General features: G+C 65.8%; 21 protein-coding genes and 1 pseudogene. 19 read left to right on the forward strand and 3 right to left on the reverse strand.

What is annotated here, in order from left to right; all coding sequences use genetic code 11:
• The first annotated feature begins 14 nt into the window (after window positions 1-14).
• The 11 genes and pseudogenes from AC0QR5_RS05740 to AC0QR5_RS05790 all read left to right on the forward strand — a co-directional run bounded on the left by AC0QR5_RS05740 (window position 15) and on the right by AC0QR5_RS05790 (window position 9,961).
• A complete protein-coding gene (locus AC0QR5_RS05740; RefSeq protein WP_045247691.1) occupies window positions 15-1,220 on the forward strand; it encodes an MFS transporter in 1,206 nt (401 codons plus the stop codon).
• 187 nt (window positions 1,221-1,407) lie between these two features.
• Window positions 1,408-2,376: a helix-turn-helix domain-containing protein gene (locus tag AC0QR5_RS05745; protein ID WP_084603851.1), complete on the forward strand. Its 969-nt coding sequence runs from the start codon at window positions 1,408-1,410 to the stop codon at window positions 2,374-2,376.
• 274 nt (window positions 2,377-2,650) lie between these two features.
• The gene (locus tag AC0QR5_RS05750; RefSeq protein ID WP_425411864.1) at window positions 2,651-3,739 is read left to right on the forward strand and encodes an ArdC-like ssDNA-binding domain-containing protein; all 1,089 of its coding nucleotides are present in this window, start codon (window positions 2,651-2,653) and stop codon (window positions 3,737-3,739) included.
• Window positions 3,736-4,674: a bifunctional DNA primase/polymerase gene (locus tag AC0QR5_RS05755; RefSeq protein WP_045247689.1), complete on the forward strand. Its 939-nt coding sequence runs from the start codon at window positions 3,736-3,738 to the stop codon at window positions 4,672-4,674. The genes AC0QR5_RS05750 and AC0QR5_RS05755 overlap by 4 nt, the downstream gene beginning before the upstream one ends.
• A gap of 17 nt (window positions 4,675-4,691) precedes the next feature.
• Window positions 4,692-5,366: a DUF2637 domain-containing protein gene (locus AC0QR5_RS05760; RefSeq protein ID WP_045247688.1), complete on the forward strand. Its 675-nt coding sequence runs from the start codon at window positions 4,692-4,694 to the stop codon at window positions 5,364-5,366.
• The gene (locus AC0QR5_RS05765) at window positions 5,363-5,767 is read left to right on the forward strand and encodes a hypothetical protein (RefSeq protein ID WP_048809052.1); all 405 of its coding nucleotides are present in this window, start codon (window positions 5,363-5,365) and stop codon (window positions 5,765-5,767) included. Before AC0QR5_RS05760 ends, AC0QR5_RS05765 begins: the two co-directional genes overlap by 4 nt.
• A 91-nt stretch (window positions 5,768-5,858) precedes the next feature.
• Window positions 5,859-6,722 carry a hypothetical protein gene (locus AC0QR5_RS05770; protein WP_045247687.1) on the forward strand — a complete coding sequence of 288 codons (864 nt, stop codon included), beginning with the start codon at window positions 5,859-5,861 and terminating at the stop codon, window positions 6,720-6,722.
• 6 nt (window positions 6,723-6,728) lie between these two features.
• Complete coding sequence (locus tag AC0QR5_RS05775; protein WP_045247686.1) at window positions 6,729-7,757, forward strand: ParB N-terminal domain-containing protein; 1,029 nt, start codon at window positions 6,729-6,731, stop codon at window positions 7,755-7,757.
• Between the two features lie 41 nt (window positions 7,758-7,798).
• Window positions 7,799-8,488, forward strand: a complete 690-nt coding sequence (locus AC0QR5_RS05780; protein ID WP_045247685.1) for a hypothetical protein — start codon at window positions 7,799-7,801, stop codon at window positions 8,486-8,488.
• A 13-nt stretch (window positions 8,489-8,501) separates the two neighbouring features.
• A pseudogene (locus AC0QR5_RS05785) lies at window positions 8,502-9,680 on the forward strand (M23 family metallopeptidase); the annotation flags it as partial.
• Window positions 9,681-9,694: 14 nt separating this feature from the next.
• Window positions 9,695-9,961 (forward strand): DUF6112 family protein, encoded by a 267-nt coding sequence (locus AC0QR5_RS05790; RefSeq protein ID WP_045247684.1) that lies wholly within the window; start codon window positions 9,695-9,697, stop codon window positions 9,959-9,961.
• 34 nt (window positions 9,962-9,995) lie between these two features.
• On the opposite strand, the gene AC0QR5_RS05795 is transcribed toward AC0QR5_RS05790, so the two are convergent.
• Window positions 9,996-10,397, reverse strand: coding sequence for an NUDIX hydrolase (locus tag AC0QR5_RS05795; RefSeq protein WP_045247683.1), 402 nt, complete (start codon window positions 10,395-10,397; stop codon window positions 9,996-9,998).
• 160 nt (window positions 10,398-10,557) lie between these two features.
• On the opposite strand from AC0QR5_RS05795, the gene AC0QR5_RS05800 reads away from it, so the two are divergent.
• From AC0QR5_RS05800 to AC0QR5_RS05810, 3 genes are read left to right on the forward strand one after another with little or no spacing between them, the layout of a single operon-like run.
• Entirely contained in the window at window positions 10,558-10,830 is a 273-nt protein-coding gene (locus tag AC0QR5_RS05800) for a DUF6112 family protein (RefSeq protein WP_411742250.1), read from the forward strand.
• A 33-nt stretch (window positions 10,831-10,863) separates the two neighbouring features.
• Window positions 10,864-12,237: a hypothetical protein gene (locus AC0QR5_RS05805; protein ID WP_045247681.1), complete on the forward strand. Its 1,374-nt coding sequence runs from the start codon at window positions 10,864-10,866 to the stop codon at window positions 12,235-12,237.
• 3 nt (window positions 12,238-12,240) lie between these two features.
• A complete protein-coding gene (locus AC0QR5_RS05810) occupies window positions 12,241-13,704 on the forward strand; it encodes an SCO6880 family protein (RefSeq protein ID WP_045247680.1) in 1,464 nt (487 codons plus the stop codon).
• Window positions 13,705-13,707: 3 nt separating this feature from the next.
• On the opposite strand, the gene AC0QR5_RS05815 is transcribed toward AC0QR5_RS05810, so the two are convergent.
• A complete protein-coding gene (locus tag AC0QR5_RS05815) occupies window positions 13,708-14,565 on the reverse strand; it encodes a DUF4062 domain-containing protein (protein WP_045247679.1) in 858 nt (285 codons plus the stop codon).
• Window positions 14,566-14,649: 84 nt separating this feature from the next.
• Between AC0QR5_RS05815 and AC0QR5_RS05820 the strand changes: the two genes are divergently transcribed.
• A complete protein-coding gene (locus AC0QR5_RS05820; protein ID WP_045247678.1) occupies window positions 14,650-15,480 on the forward strand; it encodes a hypothetical protein in 831 nt (276 codons plus the stop codon).
• On the forward strand, window positions 15,477-16,958 hold the full coding sequence (locus AC0QR5_RS05825) for an ATP-binding protein (RefSeq protein ID WP_045247677.1): 1,482 nt from the start codon (window positions 15,477-15,479) through the stop codon (window positions 16,956-16,958). Before AC0QR5_RS05820 ends, AC0QR5_RS05825 begins: the two co-directional genes overlap by 4 nt.
• Window positions 16,959-17,010: 52 nt before the next feature.
• On the opposite strand, the gene AC0QR5_RS05830 is transcribed toward AC0QR5_RS05825, so the two are convergent.
• Complete coding sequence (locus tag AC0QR5_RS05830; protein ID WP_045247676.1) at window positions 17,011-17,592, reverse strand: hypothetical protein; 582 nt, start codon at window positions 17,590-17,592, stop codon at window positions 17,011-17,013.
• A gap of 41 nt (window positions 17,593-17,633) precedes the next feature.
• Between AC0QR5_RS05830 and AC0QR5_RS05835 the strand changes: the two genes are divergently transcribed.
• The 3 genes from AC0QR5_RS05835 to AC0QR5_RS05845 all read left to right on the forward strand — a co-directional run bounded on the left by AC0QR5_RS05835 (window position 17,634) and on the right by AC0QR5_RS05845 (window position 20,503).
• The gene (locus AC0QR5_RS05835; RefSeq protein ID WP_045247675.1) at window positions 17,634-18,170 is read left to right on the forward strand and encodes a hypothetical protein; all 537 of its coding nucleotides are present in this window, start codon (window positions 17,634-17,636) and stop codon (window positions 18,168-18,170) included.
• A gap of 20 nt (window positions 18,171-18,190) precedes the next feature.
• Window positions 18,191-19,945 (forward strand): type IV secretory system conjugative DNA transfer family protein, encoded by a 1,755-nt coding sequence (locus tag AC0QR5_RS05840; RefSeq protein ID WP_084603854.1) that lies wholly within the window; start codon window positions 18,191-18,193, stop codon window positions 19,943-19,945.
• 81 nt (window positions 19,946-20,026) lie between these two features.
• The gene (locus AC0QR5_RS05845) at window positions 20,027-20,503 is read left to right on the forward strand and encodes a single-stranded DNA-binding protein (protein ID WP_045247673.1); all 477 of its coding nucleotides are present in this window, start codon (window positions 20,027-20,029) and stop codon (window positions 20,501-20,503) included.
• The last annotated feature ends 2 nt before the right edge of the window (window positions 20,504-20,505 follow it).

A 20,505-nucleotide genomic window follows, 5' to 3' on the forward strand; every position in this document is an offset into this window, starting at 1 on the left:
ACTTAGGAGAGTACATGGGAACTCGATTGCCTGGTTGGGCACGCGTCGCGACCGGTATCACCGTCGTGGGGTGGGGAGCGAACCAGTTCGCTGCTCTGCTACCGGTGTACCGGGAGACCGCCGGCCTGCCGGACTCGTTCATCGCCCTCGCGTTCGCTACCTACATCGTGGGTCTCATCCCGGTGCTCTTCGTCGCCGCCGAGATCGCGGACCGAGTTGACCGACGGTGGCCGGTCCGGGTTGCGGTCATCCTGTCCGCTGTCGCCTCTATCGTGCTGTGCCTCGGCTCGCAGGAGGCCTGGCTTCTCCTTCTGGGCAGGTTCTTCTCCGGTGCGGCCGCTGGCGCGGTTCTCGGTCCAGGCACGGCATGGGTAACCGACCTGTCTGCGGATGACCGCTCCGCTGCTCCGAAGCGGGTGGCGGTCGCGCTCTCCGTCGGATTTGGTGGCGGCCCGCTCGCAGCAGGACTCGTCGCGCAATGGGCACCCCTGCCGGAAGTCCTGCCCTACGCCCTCCATCTGCTCATCTCGGCCATCGCGGCTGCGCTGCTGTGGCGGGCCCCAGATACTTCCCTCGACAACGAAGAACTCGTCGAGCAGGCTGAGGTCTCCGCCACAGAACTCGTATCGAGACGCCGAGCGAGTTTCTGGAGCGCGATCACGACACGGCCCTTCCTCTGGACCATTCCGCTCACGGCACCGTGGGTCTTTAGCGCTGCGACGATGAGCTTCGCCGTGATCCCGTCGGTCATCCATGTCCAAGGATTCGAGGCCGCCACAGCGGGGATCATCACGGGACTCACCATGGGCACCGGAGCACTCATCCAGCCTTTGGCGCAACGCATCGAGCGTGGGAGGGCCGGACGAGCCTTCCCTCTAGGAATGGGAATCGCCGCTCTAGGGATGCTCCTGGCCGCAGGAACCTTCGCGGCTCGGCTCACCGTCCTGATGCTCCCCAGCGCTATCGCCCTCGGCGCCGCATACGGCTTAGTGCTCGTCGCAGGTCTTCGTCGCATGGAGGAGATCGGTCACCCGAAAGATCGCGCACGGCTCAACGCCGCGTTCTACTCGCTCTCCTATATCGGCTTCGCCCAGCCACTCGTCTTTGCACTCGTCGCAGTGACGCCGAACGCCCAAACTCTCTCCGCGGTCCTCGGTGCCATCGTGGCCACGGTAACCACGATCGGCATCGCGATCAGATCCAGAGAGTCCCATGCATAGTGGCGACCACACCATATGTGTTCGACGTCGAGCAGGCCGATATCACCTTTGCTCGCGCATCGACCTGCTCTGTGAACCGGCAGCCTCTCGGTCGTCGGATCATGGACATACGCGCAATCTCCTTCTCGCTGTTACAACGAGTCCGGCCAGCCCACGCCACCAATTGGGCTGAGGAAGCGGATGGGACGTGTCCGCCGAACCGGCCGGCGAGAGCAGACTTCGTGAGGCGAGCGACCCTGCGATAGACGCGTCGCCCGGAGAACAGTTCGGGCTCATGTCAGCGATCGAGATACTGCGCTGCGTCCCGACGCAGGAGTTGACGTTTCCGGTCGTCACGCTCATCCACGTACTGTCCGGAAAGATCGATCTTTGTACGGATGTGGCGATACAGCGCTTGGCGCCCGGGTCAGCGGTGGCGCTCGGCTCGCACAAGCGGCATCAACTGTTGCCACTGTCGCCATCACGGTTGTGGGTGATCTATGCGGACGAACCCTTCATTAGGGCGCAGATGCGCTGGCTCTTGCGGTCACGGCAGCGCGTTCGTCGAGGCGTGCATCCTGATGACTGGGACGGCAACTCCCTTGTACTTACCCCAGGAATCGAGTCCTTTCGGCGGCTGGAACCGATCTGGCGACAGCTGAGCATGCTTCCAGATACGTGTTCATCGCCCGAAGAGACATCGATTCGCACAATCGAGCTTCTAGCGAGGTGGGTTGGCACAGTCGCACCGGTCTTCCTTACCGAAGACAGCCGCTCTCTCCACGTGCCCACCCGGAATCAAGTGCCGGCTTCGAGGCGGCAGGCAGATCCGGCAATGATTGGGCACGTCGGGCGGGCTGCGCGGCTGCTTCGGGAGCGCATGGGCGAGCCGTGGACTGTTACTTCACTGGCCCAAGAACTCGCGCTGTCTCGTACGCACTTAACACGGCTGTTCTCGACGCACATGGGGGCCAGCCCAATGCGATTTCTTACCGAAGTTCGCTTGACCGAGTTCAGCCGCCTGATTGATGAGACTGATCTCTCAGTTCATCAAGCGTCACAAGCCGTCGGCTGGGCCGATCCGCGTGTCGCCTCCGCATGGTTCTCACGACGATTCGGAGTAACGCCGACACGCTACCGACATCGTCTGCCCGCGACCCGCAGCGAAACTGCGTAGCGGCGAGTTCCCTCGCGCTCGACGGGCGTGAGGCCCACTCGAACTCGTCGTATGAACCGCGTTACTCATCACGTGACCCGGACAGGCCCCAAAGGCTCGACATCGCTGCGAGCCAGGAGATAGACCAGATCGAACTCGTCGGGTCTGGTCAGATCCCTGGCGGTCACGCACCTCGTTTCGTTCCTGCCAGTGCTCGCGCACGTCCCGGCGCACCTCATGGTCGCAAGGGCTCTCGGCTGTCATGTCATGGGCCTCGCCGAAAGGAGGTCCGATGATGGCGACGAAAGAGGAAATCCGAGCGGCACGGGATGCGAAGCTCGACGAACTCCACGAGCGCCTGACCGGTGCCGTCGAGACGCTGGTCTCCGGTAAGGACTGGGGGCGCGCTCTAGCGTTCGCGGCCAGGTTCAGGTCACGGAGCTTCAACAACACGCTGCTGATCTGGTTCCAACACGAAGCGAACTACTCGGCGGGGCGGGTGCCTGAGCCGTTTCCGTCGTTGGTGGCTGGGTATCGGCAGTGGCAGCAGCTCGGCCGCCAAGTTCAGAAGGGCCAGCCGGGGTTGCAGATTTTCGCCCCTGTCACGGGCCGGTTCGCTTCGGCGACGCCGGCAGTTGCGGATTCGTGGCGGCGGTTGGAGCGGGGTGAGAAGCCTCGTCCGGGTGAGGTGGTGCGATCCCGGATGATCGCCGCCCGCCCTGCGTACGTCTGGGATGCCTCCCAAACCGATGGCGATCCGATACCGGAACCTCCGGCACCGAAACTCCTCGAAGGTGAAGCACCAACCGGGCTCTGGGAGGGCCTGTCGGCGCAGGTCGTCGCTGCGGGGTTCCGTGTGCTGCGGGTGCCGCATGAGGGTATGATCCACGGCGCCAACGGCATGACCGACTGGGATGCCAAGTCGGTGGCGGTGCGGGAGAACATGGACCCCGCTGCCCAAGTAAAAACCCTCGCGCACGAACTCGGGCACGTGCTGCTGCACAACCCCGATGACGAGGACGCTCGGCACCATCGCGGGATCGGTGAGGTCGAGGCGGAATCCGTCGCCCTCATGGTGGGTGCGGCGCACGGGATGGACACCAGCGGGTACACGATCCCGTACGTCTCGACCTGGGCCGCCCGTGTCGATGGGAAGGAGCCTGTTGAGGTGGTGAAGGCCACCGGCGAACGCGTCCGCAAGGCCGCGCTCGGGATTCTCGATCAGCTCGACACAGTGGTGGTCGCCGACGGCACCCCACCAGGTCTGGAACGCGACGCTGCGCAGCAGGAGAAGCCGCAACGTGCGGCGGCCCGGCCGGTGAAGCCAGTGTCGGAGCGTAGTGAGCCCGTGCGGGCTGCGGCAACGGTGGGGCGGGGGCTGTGATGGCTACTCACGATGCGTTCTCGGAGGTGTTGTTGCGGCTGAATGGGCGCTGGCCGGTCTCGGCTGCTGCTCGCGAGTTCGCCACGGCCGGGGTGCCGGTGTTTCCGTGTGTGTCGGGGGCGAAGCGTCCGCTGACCGAGCACGGCTTCTACGACGCCAGCACCGACCCGGCCTTGGTGGATGCGTGGTGGCGGCAGCATCCAGGAGCGAACGTCGGCCTCCCCACCGGCGCCTCTTCCGGGGTCGTGGTCGTCGATGTCGATGTTCACGGCTCGGTCAACGGATTCGAAGCGATGAACCGCGCACACCGTGCCGGGCTCATCGATGGGTGGATGTTCACCGTCACGAGCCCGTCGGGTGGCCTGCACGCCTACTACCCAGCCACACCGGACACGGCGCAACCTTCGTGGCAGGCGGCTCGGGCGGGGATCGACTTCCGCGGTGACGGCGGGTACATCATCATCCCGCCCTCCTCCGTCGTCATCCACGGAGCCTCTGTGCCGTATGCGCTGCGACAGATCAACACCGGCCCCGCATCCACCATCGACTCGGGCGGGCTGCGTGACTTCCTCGACCCCAGACCAACATCGCGGCCGGTGTCGCGTGGGATCTCCCCATCGGGTGCGGTACGTGATCGGGATGTGTCGCGCATCGCAGCGTGGGTCGCCACCCGCGGCGAAGGCGAACGCAACCGCGGCCTGTTCTGGGCCGCCTGCCGCCTCGCTGAAAACGGGGTCGCACCGTCTGATGCGCTCGACGTGCTCACCGCGGCCGCCGGACACGCCGGGCTGAGCGAGCGGGAAGTCACCACGACCGTGCGGTCGGCCTACCGCGCCGTCCACCCACCGCCGAGAACATCCAGCACGTCACGGTCTGATGGTTTCGCCCGCCCGAGGCATGCAGCCTCACGTCCAGCGGGTCGGGGGTTGTCGTGAATACGCGGCGGTGGGCGGTGCGCACCGCGGTGGCAGGAACGGTGTTCATCGCGTCCGGCGCGTTCTGGCTGTCTTACACCGCCCTCGCTGACCTCGCCCGTCGCTCCGGGATCGGGGTCGGGCAGGCGTGGGCATGGCCTCTGATCGTGGACGGCATCATCGTCGTCGCGACCGTCGCCGTCGTCGCCCTCGCGGGGCTCCGGGCTGCGTGGTATCCGTGGGCGCTGCTGATTGGTGGTGCGGCGGTGTCGGTGACGGCGAATGCGATCCACGCGATCCTAACCGCGGACACCGACGTGCCCCCAATACTTGCTGCGTCTGTGGCTGCGGTGCCGCCGGTGGTGCTGCTGGCGATCACGCATCTGACCGTGATCCTCACCCGCTCCCCGCAATCCGAACCGGCAATCGAAGCCGATCAGGCCGAGCCGGAACCGTCGAACAGTCCCGACGCTGTTCCTCTCTCCTTCTCCGTGATCGAGCCCGCCCCGGAGATGCCTGATCGTCGTGAGTATGCGGCGGAGCTGCGGTTGTCGGGGTGGTCGAACAAGCGCATCGCTCGGCAGCTCGGGGTGCATCCCTCAACCGTGGGCCGCTGGTTCACCCACCCAGAACGTAAAGACGAGCAAGAACCCCCAGAAGAAGAAACCGAAAACGATTCGCCCGTGTGGGTGGAGGAAGAGAGAACACGATGAACAACGAGAACCCCTGGAACGACGACCGCTCGATGACCACCGAGCACACGTCGGCCATCAAGCGAAACGAGCCGACCAAGAACCCCGCCGAGGATCTGACCCCGGATGCGATCGAGGCCGAAGCAACCCGTCAGCAGGCCATGCAGCTCGCGCAGGAGCAGCATCGGGCACGAGGAGTCGATTGGGTACGCCCCACCGATCTCATGGCCCGCCACTCAGCCACCGTGGCCCGGCGCGGCATCGACTTCCACGCCAACCTCGCCCGCCAAACCCGCACAGGGATCGCAAACGCCTCAACCAAGATCGGAAAGCGAATCGGTCAACTGCCGCCGCTGTCCGCGTTCGGCCGCCGCAGCTCGTCGCGTGAGCCGGTCACTCGTGGTTCGGTCGGGAAGAGCTAGGCCGGTGAGAAGCGATGGACACGAAGGCACTGACACCAGCTCCACTAGGTACAGGTTGTGCACCTGACTGCGGAAGAGGAGGTGTCCGACCATGACCACCAGAACAGCGACCGCGATGCCGGATCGGCCCGAGGACTTCCGCACCGGCGAAGGCCTCCGCACCCTCCTCGTCCGACTCCATGAAGCAGGCCCTGGTGCGTGGGAGCACGATCCGGTCGTTGCGGAACTCATGGCGTATGCCGCCGAGAAGTATGCACCCCTCGCCAGTAAGCACGGCCTGGACCCGTGGGAAGCGGCATCGGCGGCGTTCGATGTCATGCGCACCAGGGCGGCACGCACGGCGGAGAATCCGTGGGGTGTGATCACGCATGCGGTGCGGATCACCTGCATCTTCGAAGAACGCGCCCAAGGACTCCTCTGCTCCGTCCACCAAGCCCGCCGCCCCCACATCTCTTCCTTCCACGATCCCGAGCGGTTCAGCGATCGGGAGAACCCGCTGACGGACTACCATCCGGCGTTTCGGATCATCGACAGCATCGAACTCGGCAAGTACGCCCCAACCGGCGAAGAGGAATCGGACAGTGCGACGCAGTTGGCGATGTCGGCTGCGGAAGACGCAATCGCGTTCCTCGCCATGCTCGGCTGGACACCAGAGACCGCGCGCTCTGGGGTCGAGCACGTGTGCGGGGCTCTCATCAAAGCCGGCTCACGTGCGACAGCGTTCGAAGCATTGCGCCGTGACAAGCAAGTTCGCGTGCTGCTGGATATCCCGTCCGGGTCGTGGCATGCGTTGCTGCGGGCGATGCTCGGCAACCCCGACACCGATCACGCCACGACGGGCGCTGGCCGCGGTGTGCTGCTGCGGCTGCTGATCGGCGAGACGATCCCGCTGCTGCTGCGCGATGACGACCTCGTCCTCGCACTCTCTCTGGCGGCTCCCGGAGCCAGGGAGTGATGGGTGATGAGCGAGCAACCAGTGGGGAGTGTGCAGGTCGAGCGGACCGTCGCCTCGATCCGTGTCGGCAACCGGCACCGTGCTGAACTCGGCGACATCGACGTCCTTGCCGCGTCGATCAAGCGTGACGGGCTGCTGCAACCCATCACCGTGACCCCGGACGGGTTTCTCGTTTGCGGGGCTCGACGTTTGGCGGCGTTGAAGATGCTCGGCATCAAGACCGTGAACGTGTGGGTGCGATCCGGGCTGTCGGATCGGCTCGGGCAGCTGCTCGCGGAGCAGGACGACAACGTGCTCCACAAGCCCCTCACCGCGCTGGAAGCGGCAGCGTTGTATCGGGAGCTCAAGGCGATCATGAGCGAGGAAGCCGCGCTGCGGGAGCAATCCACGCAGTTCCAGAAAGGCCATGCGCCCGGTGAGCATGGGGGTGGACATCTTCCACCCCCACCCGGTCAAGCCGGGAAGACGCGCGAGCAGGCTGCGGCAATGATTCCGGGTGGGGCGTCGTATCGGACCTACGACAAGATCGGCTACGTCGAACAGGTCGCCACCGACCGCAAATACCCCGAGCATGTCCGAGTCGCTGCACAGGCGGCGTTGGATCAGATCCAGGACGGCGGCCCCGTCGACCCGGAATACACGCGCGTCCGCGCCCTCGCCACCAGCATGACCGAGCAAGCCCGCGCGGCCCGGGATGCGGAACTACATCAGATGGCCGAAGAAGCCGTGGCCCGCGTCCAAGCCGAAGCAAAAGCCAAGAAGAAAGAACAGGCGCGGAAGACCCGCCCGGTGTCGCCGGTCGAAGAGGGGATCACGCTGCTGGGGGTGCGGGCATTTGTGCTCACGTGGACCGATCTCGATTCCTGGTGGATCAAGTACGACCTCACCCGGCTCGCCACCGACCTCACCGACGAACAAGCCGACGCCTTTTATACCGTCGTCGAAGGCACGGTGACGTTCGCTGAAGACCTCCGCACCGCCCGCACCGCCACTCGGTCAGCGGCTGAGGACGTAGCACTGGCACCTCTCCGCTAACTGCCCCGCGCGTTGGTGAAGCTGGGGCGCACCTGGGGGTTATGAGAACTCTCGATGTGTCCGACCCTCGCATCCGTCGCCGCCTGATCGCCGCCGCTGCGAGCGGGGTGGTGTTCCTGATCCTCGCCGGGATCGGCATCTACGGCCTCATCACCGGCCCCCGCAACGCCACCGGCACGGATTACCCGACCGGTTCGGAACCGTCATCGATCGCACCCGAAACTCCGGGGCCGACCACTTCGCCGCGGTTGCCGGTGGTGTCGAGGTCGGATGATCCGGAGACCTTCGCCCGGAACGTCGCCGAAGCCCTCTTCACCTGGGATACCGCGTCGGGCTTCTTCCCGTTGGACTACACATCAGTGATCCTCGATGTCGGCGATCCCTACGGTGCTGAGCAGGCGGGCCTCGCGGCCGATGTTGCCGCCTATCTACCAGCGAGAGAGGCGTGGCTCGAGTTGCGGAAGTACCTCACCACCCAGCACCTCACCATCGACAACGCTTATGTGCCGGAGGCGTGGGATACGGCCGTCGAGCAGGCACAGCCGGGCCAGCTCGCAGAGGGAACAACGGCGTACACGATCGACGGCACCCGGCACCGCTCCGGTGTCTGGAACGAGGACCCTGTCGCCAGTGAGCATGCGGTGTCGTTCACGGTGTTCATCGTCTGCCCGCCTGACGGCGACGACTGCCACCTGTTGCGGCTCTCCCAACTCGACACCCCCCTGAAGTAGCAGGGGGTGGATCGTGTTCAAGAAACTCGCCATCGCAGGGATCGCCCTGCTGTTCCTCGCACCCTCGATCATGCTCGTCTCGATCGGGGCGCTCATCAACCCCGCACAGGCCGCGAACGCCACCTGCCTGTCCACCGGCCTGACCGTCGGCACGATCCCGGACGAACTCGACGTGACGGATGCTTCCGGGTACTCGTTCACGCTGAACCATCAGCAGCTCACCCACGCCGCGACGATCATCACCACCGGCTCCGCGATCGAGGGTGTGAATCGTGACGGTGTGCAGATCGCGCTCATGGCCGCGCTGACGGAGTCGACGTTGCGGATGCTGTCGAACACCAGCCACTACCCGGACTCGGCGGACTACCCGAACGACGGCAACGGGTCCGACAACGACAGCCTGGGCTTGTTCCAGATGCGCCCACAATCCGGGTGGGGCACGGTCGCTGATCTCATGGACCCGAACTACCAAGTCCGCGCCTTCTTCGGCGGACCCGCTGGGCCGAACTATCCGTCGCCGCGGGGATTGCTGGATATTGCGGGGCGGGAGTCGATGGACAAGGGCGAGGCCGCCCAATCCGTCGAAGTCTCCGCCTACCCCGACCGGTATCGGAACTATGAGTCGGTCGCAGAGCAGATCCTCCAAGCCCTCACCACCAACACCACAGCACAGCCCGCTGGTGGTGGTGCGGTGTTGGGGCCGGTGCCGGAGACCTCCCGTGTGGTATTCCCGATGCCGGAGGGCACCTGGGTGATGACCAGCCCTTACGGGATGCGCGAACATCCCATCACCGGGGAATACAAGCTCCACTCCGGCACTGACTTCGCCGGCCCCGACGGCACCCCGATCCTCGCCGCCGCTGATGGTGTTGTCACCGTTGCCGAATACTCCGGCGGCTACGGCGGCCTGGTCGTCATTGAGCACACCGTGGACGGGAAGACGGTCGCGACGGCGTATGCGCACTCTTGGGAGACCGGCATCCGCGTCACGGCGGGTGATCGTGTGACCGCGGGGCAGCACATCGCTGATGTCGGCTCCTCGGGCAACAGCACTGGCCCGCACCTGCATTTCGAGGTCAGGATCGGCGGCACCAACGGCGAATACACCGACCCCGCCGTCTGGCTGGAACAGCACGGTGCCGCAGACCTCGACGCTGGCGAGATCACCGATCCGGGCGGCTGCACCACCAGTGAAGGGAACGAGTCATGAATGTGTTCCCGGATTTCGATGGTCTCGGTGGTATCGGTGACCTCAAAGAAGTCATCGGCGCCCTGCTCACCTTTGTCCTCGTCATCGCGGTGCTCATGTTGATCGTGTCCGCGATCGTCTGGGCCGTCGCCTCCGCGCACGGCAACCACGCCACCGCATCGAAATCCCGCACCGGCCTCCTCGTCGCCCTCGGCACCGCCGCGCTTGCTGGCGGTGGGGTGGCGTGGATGAACTGGCTCATCGCGGTCGGTGACCAGCTCTGAGGTTCACGTCAGCTCGTGGACGGCTGCGGTAGCGCTATCTGGCGGGCACGATGCCTGCGAGGGCGAGGTAGTCCAGCAGGCTCGTCGTCAGTGGTACCTGAGTGAGCTCGTCCGGGGTGAACCAGCGTGCGTCGTCGGCATCGTCGCCCGGCGTGAGGTTTCCTGCGGTGACGGTGGCTGCAAAGTCATGGATCTCGAACACGCGCCCGTCGCCGGTCGGCACATCTACCGTCCACAGCTCCTGACCGATCTCGACATGTAGGCCGGTCTCTTCCCATGCCTCCCGGCGGGCGGTCTGCGCGGGGGTTTCACCGGGTTCAGCAGACCCTCCGGGCACCGACCAGCATCCCTTCTCGGGCTCCTCGCCCCGTAGCACGAGCAGCACGCGGCCCGCGTCGTCGGTGATGACCGCGCTGGCGGCGAGAACACGCTCCACGCCTCCCACGCTAGTCGCCTTCTCCGCGGTGGTTGTCCTGGCGCACCTGAGGTCAGAACCCTTCCGCTGCCCACGCTTGTGGGCCTTGTTCGTGTCAGGAGACCCCACCGTGTTCGACCTCATCACCACCGCTGTATCCGTGATCCCGGCGCTCGTGCCGATGGACATCGACATCAACCCCAACGACTCCGGCCTGCCCGGTATCGCGCAGCTGCGCACGATCGTGGGCGCGGTCATGACCGTCGGCCTCATCCTCTCCGTTCTCGCCTTGATCATCTCGGCGATCGTGTGGGGCTTCGGTGCGAACAGCAGCAACCCGCACCTGGCGGGCAGGGGAAAGATCGGCGTCCTGGTCTCCTGCGGCGCCGCGGTCATCTGTGGTGCTGCGGTCACGTTGATCAATTTCTTCTGGAACGTCGGCCAGCAGGTCTAACCCCATCCCCCGCTCGATCTGAGGAGGTTTGTGATGGGGGTTTGCGATGTTCCTGTCATCTCCACCGTCTGCGATGTCGCAGGCGACGCCGCCGGAGCCTTGATCTCCGCCCCGTTCGATTGGCTCGCCCAGGCAATGGGTGCGGCCGCGGGCTGGTTGTTCGAGGCCGTCTGGAACGTGTTCGACACCACCACGCTCGTCGACGTCACATCCGACGGGTACGTCAGCGTCTACAACCTGGTGTTCGGGATCGCCGTGTTCATCATGCTGATCTTCTTCTGTCTCCAACTCATCACCGGCCTGATCAAACGAGACCCCGGCGCCCTTTCCAGGGCCGCGCTCGGCCTCGCGAAGAGCGTGCTTGGCAGTTTCGTGGTGATCACGTTGACCGGGCTGGCGTTGGAGATCGTGGATCAGCTCTGCACCGGCATCATCCAAGCCGGCGGGGAGACCACGGAGACGATGGGTGACAAGATCACCCTCCTCGTCGCAGGCCTCACCGGCATCAGCATCGCCGCGCCCGGCGTCGGGGCGATCATCACCATTTTCCTCGCCGGGCTCGCGATCACCTCCGCCGCAATCGTGTGGCTGTCGCTCCTGGTGCGGAAGGCGTTGCTGTTGGTGGCGATCGTGATGGCGCCCCTCGCGTTCTCCGGTTCGTCGTGGGATGCGTCACGGAGTTGGGTGTCGAAGTGGGCCATGTTCGTCATCGCGCTGATCGCGTCGAAGTTGGTGCTGGTGGTGATGTTCCTCGTCGCCGTCACCCAGGTCAGCGCACCCATCGAGGCCGACCTCGCCTCCGTGTCTGACCCGATCGCGGGTGTGGTGCTGATGGCGATGGCCGGATTCGCCCCATACCTGACCTACAAGTTCATCTCGTTCGTGGGATTCGATATGTATCACGCGATCGGCTCCGAACAGGACGCCAAGCAGTCGTTGAACCGGCCGATGCCGGTGCCGTCCAAGCCGCAGGGTGGTGACCCACAGAAGGTCCTCGACGGCACCGGCAGCGGCGGAGGCAAATCGGGCGGTGGGTCGGCTGCGGCCGCACCGAAACCGACCCCCGCCGCATCCAGTGGTGGCGCAGGCGCCGGAGCCGGCGCAGGTGCCGGTGCGGGTGCGGGGGCTGGCGGATCCGGTGCGGCTGCCGGTGGTGCGGCCGTTGCGGCACCGATCGCAGCGGGCCTGATTGCGGCGAAGATCGCCAAGGACTCCTTCGAGGCCGGACCGAAGGCCGCAGGTCACCTCGCCAACGAGGCAGACGCCGCTGCGGACGGTGCGGGCCAGCCCGGAAACGCGGGCGCTCCGGCAGCGCCGTCTACGCCGGTGCCGAAGAACCCGATCCCGCCGTCTGACCTGCCGCCGTCGAATCCGAAGCCACCTGCCCCGAAGCCCGGCAAGGAGTAACCGATGAACAACACGAACACAACCAGCGGCGGCGAGTTGGTGCCGGTGAAGTTCTCCCGCCTCGCACGCCGCGGCATCCTCCTCGGCCTCTCCCTCTCACAGCTCGTCACCCTGGCCATCGGCATCCTCGCCTTCGTCGGAGCCCTCTACGCAGGCGGCGGCATACTCATGGCGTACACCGCACCCATCTGGGCCATGTCGATTGCGTTGACGTGGATACCGGTCGCGGGGCGGCCGATGGTCGAATGGCTCCCCGTCGCCTGCTGGTGGCTCTACCGCACCACCATCGGACAACTGCTCTACCGCCGCCGGGTGGTGGTTCCGCGCCCGGTCGGCACCCTCGCCCTGCCCGGTGACATGGCGCGGCTGCGGGAGTACACCGACCCGGAGACTGAGGCGGGGATGATCCACGACCCCCACGCCTCGACACTGACGGTCGTGGTGGAGGTGACGCATCCCGCGTTCGTGCTCCTCGATCCGGGAGAGCAGGAACGCCGCGTTACCTCCTGGGGCCGTGTGCTCGCCACTGTCTGCCGATCCGGACGGGTCGCGACCCTCCAAGTCCTTGAACGCACCCTTCCAGATTCGGGTACGGGGTTGGCAGAGTGGTGGGCCTCGCATGGCACCCACGACGACTCCTGGGCATCCACCACTTACGCGGAGCTGATCGACCGGGCGGGGCCTGCCGGGGAACGGCACGCGACCACGCTCTCGCTCGCACTGGACATGCGAGCAGCAGCCCGGCAGATCCGCACCGCCGGCGGCGGCATCCGCGGAGCCGCCGCCGTGTTGCGACAGGAGATGGCAACCCTGGTAGCGGCGCTGCGTTCCGCCGACCTCAATCCCGGCGGGTGGCTGACCGCGGGGCAGATCGCTGTCATCCTCCGTAGCGCTTACGACCCGGCGATCGCCGCGACCTTGGAGCGTCAAGGCCAGATCGGACAATCGCTTGCTACGGCGGGGCCGTTGGCGGTGAACGAGTCGTGGTCGCGGATTCGTACCGACTCCGCCCACCACGCCACCCTGTGGATCAGTGAGTGGCCGCGGTCGATGGTGTTCCCCGGATTCCTCTCACCCGTCCTGCTCTCCACCGGGATACAGCGCTCGTTCTCCCTGATCTGCACCCCGATGCGATCGGACCAGGCGGCACGGGATATCAGGAAGAAGAAGGTCGAGCACATCAGTGATGCGGCGCAACGGCAACGGATCGGGCAGATCGAAGACGCCTCCCAGACGGCGGAGTACCAGGACGTGTTGCAGCAGGAGGCAGACCTGACTGCCGGGCACGGCATCCTCCGCTACACCGGCCTCATCACCATCACCGCACCCACCGTGAACGAGCTCGATGCCGCGGTCGCCGCGATCGAACAGGCCGCGATCCAAGCCTCGTGCGAGACCCGGTTGCTGGTCGGGCAGCAGGCGGCGGCGTTCACGGCGGCGGCATTGCCGCTGTGCCGGAAGGTGTAGTCGTCAGCCGACGTGGAACTCGCGTTCCTTCTGTTCGTCGTCCTCGCTCCAGCGGATGCGAATGATGTCGGGATCGCCGCCACCCATGTGATGAAGCACATGCAGGCGGCGAGTCTGGCCGGCATGGATGACGGTGGGTTCATCGCCGCTAGTCAGGATCATGCTGGAGTTTTCTCCGACGACCTCGAATCGCACATCAGTGGCGTCTTGGTCACCCGTGTTGGTGATGTCGATCCAGTGCCGAGTGGAGTAGCGAGGCTTTCCCTTGCTGTCGTATGACGTCAGTTCTCGTTCTTGCTGAGGCTGAGCCGCGAACCGCACACCAGATTTAGTTGCAGGGAGTTGCGGGGCTGACAGTTCTAACGAAGCGATGTCGTACTCGATGGCCTTCCAGACCTCGTGGCCGAGCTGGCCAGTGTTGGCGAACTCGCCAAGCAAACCTCGCTCGCTGATTGCAGCACGAAATTCCCGGAGACCGTCGAGCTGCTGGGTGTCCACGTCGTGAGGAAGCGGTGCAGTTGAGAAATAGAGGTGAACAGGCTTTCCGCTATCCACGGCGCGTTCGATCTCTTCAACGGTGCCGGATACCGCGTCGGGCGTTGGGGAGCCAAGCCGGCTGCCAAACAGAGCGAAGACGATGTCGCATTGGTCAACGCCTTGCGAGTTGATCAGTGACTGCGGATGACCTCCGAGGACAGGAACGGACGAGGTCTCCCATCTCCACGGCAGTAGCGCTACCTGCTTGGTTGCAGCGTTGGCGTTGTTCCAGTCATTGATCGCGGCTTCTACTGCATCGCGAGCATCGGGAATGTCTGACGGGGAAGCGATCATCACCCGAAGCACGGAAGCGGAAAAACTCATGCTTCAAGGGTATCCGGAGCGTCTGACACGCATGGAATAGCTGACGCACCTGGCTGGCGACATCCATCGTCAGGGAGGACTCTCATGCCCACTTTCACCGATCCGAGAACCGATGCTGCCGAAGCATCCGAAGCGCTGCGGGGTCTTGCGCACGCGACAATCCGTATTGACCAGCCGGCGCAGATGTATCCGGTGCTCGGGGATCTCCTCGCAGGTGTCCGGTCGCTGCGGCAGGTACTCGACCAGCTCGCCGCCGCTCATGTCACCGGCCAACCCCGCGCGTTCGACGACCAAGGTGACGCCGCGATTGGTGCGAAGGATGCGCTGGCTGCGGCGGATGAGCTGCATCAGGCCGCGACCCTGATCGATGCCGCACATGACCGGCTCGATGCGGCCATGAACGCAGCGGGCCGGATCGCCTGGCGCCCCGACCCCGAAACCGCGCGGCGGTGGGTCAGCGTTGTGTTCTTCGATGGTGAGGAAGCTGACCGGGTACTCGATCTCATTCAGCGTGACGGCACGACCGCCGGGATCGAGCACCTGAGTCAGTGGGATTACGGGGAAGAGACCACCGATGCTGCCCTTACCAACGGGTACGTCTACGACACCCCACCGGTCGGGAACCTCGACCGCACCACCACCGAGGGCAACTACACGTTGACCTACAATCCATTCCTCAGCCACGTCTCCCTACTCCGCGCTTACGATGCTCCGGCCGATTTCGCTCTCGCCGAGCCCGCGCCCGCACCGGCGGTTGCTGCGGTCGGCCTGGGTGAAGGAGCCGGCAGAGCCGCCCCCAGCACGGATACCGTCGCCTCCGCCACTACCCGGAAGACACCCGCGGTTGCGGGTAAGGACTGGTTCGCGGCTACGCCTCGCCCGGCGCAGCATGCGGGGCGGGGGCTCGGACGATGAACTCTGAGCCCGAGCGCCTGCACACCTCCGTCCTCGTCGCACCCGCATCCGAACGCCGCAAGCTCCGCAAACAGCGCAGGCAGGCCGCCGCGCGGATCACCGCCGAACAACGCAAGACGGAGAAGGCGGTCGCGGTCGCGAAAGCAGAAGCCGAGCGCGCGGAACGTCGCGCGACCACCTACCTGCCCGCTGCCGGAGAACCAGGGGCCGCAACCTTGCGGACGCCGGGCAGGTTCAAGTTGCCCCGCCACCAAGACACGTCCGCGACCCTCGCCGGGGCGTATCCGTTTGTCGCCGAAGGCGGGCTCGGCTCTGACGGTGTCTTCGTCGGCCAGGACCTCTACTCCGGCGGGAGCTTCGTTTACGACCCCTGGGTGCTCTACGCACGCGGGGTCATCACCGCCCCGAACGTCGTCCTCGCCGGCATAGTCGGTAGCGGGAAATCGAGCCTGGCGAAGTCGCTCTACACGCGATCGCTTCCGTTCGGGCGGCGAGTCTACGTTCCCGGTGATCCGAAGGGCGAGCACACGGCCGTCGCTGAGGCGGTCGGTGGGCGGGCGATTGTCCTTGGCCACGGCCTCAACACCCGCCTCAATCCCCTCGATGAAGGGCACCGACCATCAGGGCTGTCGGATGAGCAATGGGCCGCGACCGTCGCATCGCGCCGCCGGGATCTCATCGGCGCTCTCGCGGAGACGGTGCTCGCGCGTGGGCTGACGCCGTTGGAGCACACTGCGATCGATCTGGCGTTGACGGCTGCGGTGCGGGAGAACGATGTGCCGATCCTGCCGATGGTCGTCGACCACGTCCTGAACCCCACCGACGACACCGACAGACGCCTCGCCGAAGACGGCCGACTGGTCGGGCACGCACTGCGGCGCCTCGTGGCCGGCGACCTCGCCGGACTCTTCGACGGACCATCCACCGTCAGGTTTGATCCGTCACTGCCGATGATCTCCCTTGACCTCTCCCGCGTCACCGAAAACAGCACCCTGATCTCGGTGCTGATGACGTGCTCCAGCGCGTGGATGGAATCCGCCTTGCTCGACCCGAACGGTGGGCAGCGGTGGGTGATCTACGACGAAGCATGGCGCCTCATGAGCCACCCCGCACTCTTGAAGCGGATGGATGCGCATTGGCGTCTCGCGAGGCATTACGGGATCGCGAACATGCTGATCTTTCACAAGTTGACCGACCTGGACAACGTCGGCGACCAAGGCTCCGCCATGCGATCCCTCGCCAACTCCCTGCTCGCGAACGCGGAAACCCGGATCGTCTACCGGCAAGAATCCGACCAGCTCGGAGCCACCGCATCCGCACTCGGGCTCACTGGCACCGAGCAGAAACTCCTACCCGGATTAGGTGTCGGGCAGGGGCTGTGGCGGATCAAAGACCGGTCTTTCGTCACTCAACACCAACTGCACCCTGCTGAATATTCGCTCTTCGACACAAGCTTGCGGCTCAAGCAGAACGTCTAGAAGTTCGCGTGAATATTGACGGTTCTCGCGGGAACTTCCCGGTCCATGACGCCTACGGTTCGACGCCGGTTTCGGTGTTGGTGTTCATCTCGGCGATGAGCGAGGCGACCTGAGGGGCCGCGTAGCCGGGTGCCAAGCCCGCGGTGACGTGCCTGCGGATGCGTGAGCGCGCCAAGCGAGCCTCGCTCAGATCCGTCACGTCACGGATCGCGGTGGCGAAAGCTGCGAACGATCTCAGATCCCCGGCCAGCTCCTCCACCCTGGACTCCGGATCGGCGCTCCGCCGGAACCGGTAGGCGCCATCACGGGTGAAGGTTGATCCCCAAGCCCGCAGCGGAGCCATCAGCGTCGCCGCGTCCGGGTGCCGTTGCCCGTCCTCATGCAGCCGCTGCTCCACCTGATCGAGATAGATCGCCCCGTAAGCCTGAACATCCACGCCATCACGGACGTTCCTCGGCGTCATCTCCGACAACAGAACCGCCGCCCGCACGGTCGGTGATGTCGGCTTCACCCATTCCCACCTGCGCTCACCAGAAGACGCCTGCTGGCTGAATCCCTCGTCCTCGGCAGTAGCGGCGATACGCGGCATGGACTCCTCGGCGAAGCGCCGCCGGTCATCCGCCCGTGAACCCATGTCACCAGTTTCCCATCGGCGTCGCGGCGCACCTAGCGCGCATGAGAGCCCGCCCCGCAGCAAAGACGATCGCCGAAGACATACAGGCTGTCCTCCCGCACGTCCGCGTCGCAGTCACCGAAACCGGTGTGCTCGACGTGACCGTCGACGGCGCCGAGTACCCGCCACCAGCCAGGGGTGAGTGGACGCGCGGCACCTTCGCCGACCTGCTCGATGCGGTCACCGAGAACCGCAGCATCGGGGTTCGGATCGAAGTCCGAGAAGTCGACGGATCGGTATTCACCGACCTCATCCAACCCCGCACCCGCACCCGTCCTGCCGAGCCCGAACCAGCCCAAGAACCCGCACGGCCTGCCCGAAAGAAGAAGGGGCCGGCGCTGGTCGAGGTCACCGCTGACGGGTTCCTTGCCGGTGAGGACGTGGCCGTGGCGATCATCGTCTCCCACACCGACGCCACCAACGGGCGAGCCCGTGCGTTGCTGGATCTCAACCAGCTCCCACCCGCACACGGTGGGCGGCGCGATGTGCTGCTGCTGGGTCGGATCTCGGGCACCACCCATATCGAGGCGTTGTCGTGAACGAGCGGCAGTCCGGCTCGATGGGTGACGAACTCACCAACGCCGCCCTCATCGCCCTCATCAGTGTCTTCGCCCTCGGCCTCGTCCTCCGCGGTGCCGGGTCGGTCGCCGCGTTCCTCACCGGCACGGCTCAACCCACCTCGGGGCCGGCCGGTGGGCTGGGTGTGCTGTTCAGCCCCGGCGACCCCGGTACAGCGCTCGGAGCCGAGGGGCTGAACCCGGTCGTCTATTGGATCGTCACAACCTTGCTCCTCGCGTTGGTGACGGTCGGGTTGGGGTGGTGCTGGATGAAATGGCGCCGCCACAGCCACAAGGTCGAGACCGACCCGCGCCACCTGGCCGGGGTCGCCACCACGCACGAAGTCACCCAGGCAGCCTCACCGAAGGCGCTGCTGCGGCGGGCAGCCTCGTTGCGCCCGTCACTGGATGCCCCGTCACCGGAGGATGTGGGTTATCTACTCGGAACCTCACGCGGCAAACAGGTGTGGGCGTCAGTTGAAGACTCCATCCTGCTCATTGGGCCGCCCCGCTCCGGCAAAGGCCTGCACGTCGTGATCAACGCCGTCTTGGACGCGCCCGGCGCGGTGGTCACCACGAGCACGCGGCCGGACAACCTCACTGCGACGTTGCGTGCCCGCCGACGTGACGGTCGTCCGGTTGCGGTGTTCGATCCGCAGCATCTCGCCGAAGGACTCCCTGCGGGGTTGCGGTGGTCGCCGGTTCGGGGGTGTGAAGACCCGCTGACGGCGATGATCCGCGCGACCGGTCTCGCCTCCGCCACCGGGCTCTCCGCTGGTGGGGTCGAATCCGGTGGGTTCTGGGAAGGCAAAACCAGAACAGCACTCCAAGCTCTGCTCCACGCGGCAGCGTTGGATCATCGGCAGCCTGCCGAGCTGTTCCGTTGGACGCTTGATCCGTCGGCGGCTGCGGATGCGGCCGCGATCCTGACGAATCATCCGAATGCGGCTGCGGGGTGGGCGGATTCGTTGGGGGCGATGATCGACTCCGACCCTCGTACCCGTGACTCCATCTGGCAGGGCGTCGCCCTCGCGCTGGGGGCGCTTGCCGATCCGAGGGTGCTTGATGCCGTCTCACCCGCCGAGGGTGAGTCGTTCGATCCGGAGGCGTTCATCCGGAACCGTGGAACGCTCTACCTCCTTGCCACCGGCGCGGGCGCAGGGGCGTCGGCTGCGTTGGTGGCGGCGTTCGTGGAAGACCTCGTCGAAACCGCCCGTCGCATCGCCGCGCGCTCACCCGGCGCACGCCTCGACCCACCCCTGCTGCTCGCACTGGACGAGATCGGCAACCTGGCCCCCTTGCCGTCTCTGCCGACGCTCATGGCGGAGGGAGGCGGTACGGGGATCACGACGATGCCGGTGTTGCAGTCGCTTGCGCAGGCGCGGGATAAGTGGTCGGAGAATCAGGCTGGGGCGATCTGGGATGCCTCGATCGTGAAGATCATTCTCGGCGGGGCGTCGAACTCGAAAGACCTCCAAGACCTCTCCACCCTGATCGGCGAACGCGACGAGTACACCGATTCGGTGACTCTCGGCGACCACGGCACCAGGTCAAACCAGCGCTCGGTGCGGCGGGTGCCGATCCTGCCACCCGACCGGATCAGAACCCTGCCGTTCGGCACCGGCGTCACTCTACTGCGCGCCGCACCACCGATCGTCACCGACCTGCGCGCCTGGCCAAACCGTAGCGATGCCGGGCAGTTGAAGACCGACCGCACCGAACTCGAAGCCCTCTTGCAACGCCCCGCCGACTCGTGAGGGTTGCTGTGTCGTTGTAGTGCACCTGACTTTCACGGATGACCCCGCAGCGGGGTCTGGTGATCGTGAAGGAGCAGTGCAATGGATATTCATACCCAGCAGTCGATTTCGGGGTTCATCGCCTCGACCCCGCAGCTCGGTTTCAACGACAAGGGGCAGGCGAGGTTCTATGCCCGGTTCGGGCAGGAACACTTCGACCGGAACCTCGATGGCAGCTTCACGCAGTTGGAGTCCACGTTCCACGACCTGGTGATGTTCCGGGCCACCGCGGCGCGGGCGCACGAGCGGTTCAGGAAGGGCGACAACTTCATCGCCGAGGGGTACGTGCGTGAGTACGAGGCCACTCGTGACGGTGAGCAGGTACAGACCGAGCAGTTCGTCGCGAAGAAGATCGGCCACGATCTCGCCCGCACCCGCTACGACGTCGACCGCACGCCTCGCAACACGCCTTCCCTCGACCAGGACGGCCCTGCACGGGAGGCACCGACAAGGCCGGCCCCAGAGTTCCAGGCACCGGACCGGCCCAGCACGCAGGCACCTCCCGTACCTGGACTGTGAGG

Source organism: Arthrobacter sp. J156 (assembly GCF_056172865.1).